The following is a 4,416-nucleotide window of genomic DNA, read 5'->3' as shown; positions in this document are numbered from 1 at the left end:
TCCGGAGCCAAATTTAAATCTCCTGGACCGGTTCCTGGTGACCATGGAAATGCAGGGAGTGCCTGCGGTCATCTGCTTTAATAAGATGGACCTGGGAACTGGTGAAAGGGAGCGGGAGCTCAGGCAGATCTTTGAGGCCGCCGGTTACTCAGTCTATTTCACCAGCGCCAACGATAAAGAGAGCGTGAGCATGGTCCGGGAGCTCCTTAAGGGAAAGACCACAGCCCTGGCGGGACCGTCGGGAGTGGGGAAATCCTCCCTGACTAACCAGATCCAGCCGGAGGCTGCCATGGAGACCGGGGCCATCAGCGAAAAGATCCGCCGGGGCCGTCATACCACCAGGCATTCAGAGCTGTTTTTTGTGGAGCCGGAAACCTTCGTCATGGATACTCCCGGTTTCAGCTCCATTTATGTGGAGTCCCTGAAGCCAGAGGAGCTTTCGGGATATTTTCCTGAATTTGAGGATTTTGTGCCGGACTGCCGGTTCCTGGGCTGCGTCCATGTGGGCGAACGGGAATGCGGCGTCAAGGAGGCCGTAAAGGAAGGAAAGCTGGCCGTCTCCCGGTATGAAAATTACCGGCTGATCTATGAAGAACTAAAGAATAAAAGGAGATATTAATATGTATATCTTAGCGCCATCCATACTGGCAGCCGATTTTTCCAGGCTGGGAGAGGAAGTAAGGACCGTAGCTGATGCGGGAGCGGAGTATATCCATCTGGATGTCATGGACGGGGCTTTTGTGCCCAGCATTTCCTTTGGAATGCCGGTGATCCAGAAGTTGCGGCCAGTGACAGACAAGGTGTTCGATGTTCATATGATGGTGGAGGAGCCGGGCCGGTACGTGGCTGATATAAAAAAGGCCGGAGCCGATCTGATCTGCGTCCACCAGGAGGCCTGCCGCCATCTGGACCGGACTCTGAACCAGATCCGGGAGTGCGGCTGCAAGGCGGCTGTGGCTCTGAACCCGGCGACACCGGTGGAGACCCTCTCCTGCGTTTTAAAGGAAGCCGATATGTTCCTTATCATGTCGGTGAACCCGGGCTTCGGGGGCCAGAAGTTCATCCCCTATACCCTGGAAAAAATAAGGAAGCTCCGGTCCATGCTCAACGAAGCCGGGCTTTCCACGGATATCCAGGTGGATGGAGGGATCTCCGCCGCCAACGTGCGGGACGTTCTGGATGCGGGAGCCAACGTGATCGTGGCCGGTTCTGCTGTGTTTAAAAACGACGCGGCGGCCAATACCCGGGAATTTCTGGAGATCTTTTCCCAGTACCAGGGACGGTGAAGCAGATGAAGCGCTGTCTTATGGTCACCGGCGGCCCCCTGGACCTGTCCTTTGGAAGACGGTTCCTTTTGGGGCGCACCTATGATCTTGTGATCGCCGTGGACGCGGGCCTGGCTGCCTGCGAGGCCCTGGGCCTTTGTCCGGATCTTCTGGTGGGGGATTTTGATACCCTGGGAAGGGAGCGCCTCCTGGAATACCAGGAACGCTCTGGTGTAAGGGCAGACGTCCATCAGCCGGAAAAGGATGAGACGGATACGGAGCTGGCCTTCCGGGACGCCCTGGAGGCCGGCTGTGTCCTTGTGGATATGCTGGGAGCTACGGGAGGCCGCCTGGATCATGAGCTGTCCAACATCCAGCTCCTGGCCCAGGGGAGGAAAAAGGGCCTCCGGGTGACCATTTACGATGCCTTTAATAAGATCTTCCTGGCGGATGCAGAGCTGGATCCCCAGGTGGTATTTGAAAGGGAGGATCTTTACGGAAGGTATGTCTCTTTCCTTCCGGTGACGGAGACCGTAAAGGGGATCACACTTACGGGGTTTAAATATCCCTTAAAGGAAAAGGATATCTCCATCCTGGAAAATCCAAGTCTCTGTATCAGCAACGAGGTACTGGAGGAAAAGGCGGTGCTGACCTTCCGGTCCGGACTCCTTTTATGCGTGGAGTCCAGGGACAGGGAGACTGGACTGGTTTAAAAACCCCAAACTGGATATTCAGAACGATCCACTTCGGGAGTATCATGGGGAAAAAAGAAGGAAAACGCAATCATGGAAACATTTACACACAAACAGAAAAAGATCGCAGTGATCAATGATCTGTCCGGATATGGCCGCTGTTCTCTTACAGTGGCTCTTCCCATTTTATCGGCCATGGGCCATCAGGCCTGTCCTGTGCCCACGGCCATCCTGTCCAGCCACACAGAATTTCCCGTTTATTTTTTTGACGATTATACGGAAAAAATGCAGGACTATGCAGATAAATGGGTGCAGCTGGGCCTGTCCTTTGACGGCATCGCCACGGGGTTTTTAGGCTCTGAAAAGCAGATCGCCATGGTCATCGACATGGTGGAGCGCTTAAGCGGAGATGATACGCTGGTGCTAGTGGACCCGGTCATGGGGGACCATGGCCGTCTTTATGCCACCTATACGGAGGAAATGTGCGAGGAGATGAAGCTCCTGGTGAGCCGGGCAGACGTGGCGACCCCCAATGTGACGGAGGCCTGTATCCTTACGGGAACGCCCTATAAGGACAAGGGCTGGACCAGAAAGGAGCTCCTTAACATGGCCATGATGCTGCGGCTCATGGGAGCCAGATCCGTGGTCATCACCGGAGTCCGGGAGGGAAATTTTTATACCAACGTGGTCCTGGACCGGGGCATGGACGCGCCCTCCTTTGTGAAGGTGAAATGCGCCGGCGGCCAGAGACCGGGAACCGGAGACGTGTTCGCGTCGGTAGCAGCCGGGGCGCTGTTAAGGGGGGCCTCCTTAAAGGAAGCGGTGGAGCAGGCGGCCAGGTTTGTAAAGGACTGCATCCATATTTCGGACGAGCTGGATATCCCCCATGCCAACGGAGTCTGCTTTGAGGAAATTCTGGGGAAACTGGTGAAAAAATAGAATGCCCCTTCCTTTTCGCAATAATTTGTGGTATATTTGGACATAAGCGTAAAATTGCGTCCATGTTCGGATGCGGGAGATAAATCAGCAGAAGGAGACAGTCAGTATGTTAGATTTGAGATTCGTCAGAGAAAACCCGGAGATCGTTAAACAGAATATCCGGAATAAATTCCAGGATTCCAAGCTGCCACTGGTGGACGAAGTGATCGCCCTGGACGAAGAAAACAGAAAAGTAAAGAAAGAGGCCGATGACCTGAGAGCCAGCAGAAACAAGATCTCCAAGCAGATCGGAGCTCTGATGGGCCAGGGAAAGAAGGAAGAGGCCGAGGAAGTGAAGAAGCAGGTGACAGAAGCCTCTGATCATCTGGCAGAGCTGGAGGAGAAGGAGAAGGATCTGGAAGCCAGGATCAAAAAGATCATGATGACCATTCCCAATATCATCGATCCCAGCGTTCCCATTGGAAAAGACGATTCCGAGAATGTGGAGGTCCAGAAATACGGAGAGCCGGTGGTCCCGGATTTTGAGATCCCGTACCATACGGAGATCATGGAGAAATTTAACGGCATCGATCTGGATTCCGCAAGAAGAGTGGCTGGAAACGGCTTCTACTATTTAATGGGAGACATCGCAAGGCTTCACTCCGCAGTGATCTCCTATGCCAGGGACTTTATGATCGGCCGGGGCTTCACCTACTGCGTACCGCCGTTCATGATCCGCAGCGACGTGGTCACCGGCGTTATGAGCTTTGCTGAAATGGACGCCATGATGTATAAGATCGAGGGCGAGGACCTGTATCTGATCGGTACCAGCGAGCACTCCATGATCGGAAAATTCATCGACACCATCATTCCCGAGGAGGAGCTCCCCAAGACCCTCACCAGCTATTCTCCCTGCTTCCGTAAAGAAAAGGGAGCCCATGGCATCGAGGAGAGAGGCGTTTACCGGATCCATCAGTTTGAAAAGCAGGAAATGATCGTGGTATGCCATCCCGATGAGTCCAGGAAATGGTTCGATGTTCTGTGGCAGAATACCGTGGACCTGTTCCGTTCCCTGGATATTCCGGTGCGTACCTTAGAGTGCTGCTCCGGCGACCTGGCAGACTTAAAGGTGAAATCTGTGGACGTGGAGGCATGGTCTCCGAGACAGAAGAAGTATTTTGAGGTGGGAAGCTGCTCCAACTTAGGAGACGCCCAGGCCAGAAGACTGCGGATCCGTGTCAACGGCGCAGACGGAAAGAAATACTTTGCCCATACCCTCAACAACACTGTGGTGGCTCCGCCGAGAATGCTCATCGCATTTCTGGAGAATAACCTGCAGGCCGACGGCTCTGTAAGGATCCCGGAAGCCCTTCAGCCGTATATGGGTGGAATGAAAGTAATTAAATAAGGAAGTAAACGGGGCTGTTGCAAAAGAGTGGTTTCTGGGCTTTCCTTTTGCAGCGGCCCCTTTCAGAATAGATCTAAGAAAGGGGTGTTCCATATGCCGGCAGCATTTGCCCATGATCTGTTTGGACGTCTGG

General features: G+C 53.7%; 5 protein-coding genes. All 5 read left to right on the top strand.

What is annotated here, in order from left to right:
- Positions 1-619, top strand: a 619-nt coding sequence (gene rsgA / locus WIH05_RS00200; RefSeq protein ID WP_337424795.1) for a ribosome small subunit-dependent GTPase A, incomplete at its 5' end; no start/stop codon positions are given.
- Between the two features lies 1 nt (position 620).
- Complete coding sequence (rpe, locus tag WIH05_RS00195) at positions 621-1,286, top strand: ribulose-phosphate 3-epimerase (RefSeq protein WP_022273664.1); 666 nt, start codon at positions 621-623, stop codon at positions 1,284-1,286.
- A gap of 5 nt (positions 1,287-1,291) precedes the next feature.
- A complete protein-coding gene (locus WIH05_RS00190; protein WP_022273663.1) occupies positions 1,292-1,978 on the top strand; it encodes a thiamine diphosphokinase in 687 nt (228 codons plus the stop codon).
- 72 nt (positions 1,979-2,050) lie between these two features.
- The gene (locus WIH05_RS00185) at positions 2,051-2,896 is read left to right on the top strand and encodes a pyridoxamine kinase (protein WP_022273662.1); all 846 of its coding nucleotides are present in this window, start codon (positions 2,051-2,053) and stop codon (positions 2,894-2,896) included.
- 106 nt (positions 2,897-3,002) lie between these two features.
- A complete protein-coding gene (gene serS / locus WIH05_RS00180; protein WP_022273661.1) occupies positions 3,003-4,283 on the top strand; it encodes a serine--tRNA ligase in 1,281 nt (426 codons plus the stop codon).
- The last annotated feature ends 133 nt before the right edge of the window (positions 4,284-4,416 follow it).

It is taken from the genome of Alitiscatomonas sp., from assembly GCF_037242085.1.
GTDB lineage: Bacteria > Bacillota > Clostridia > Lachnospirales > Lachnospiraceae > Alitiscatomonas > Alitiscatomonas aceti.
Note: the sequence above shows the minus strand (reverse complement) of the source record. Positions and strands in the feature narration are given on the sequence as shown.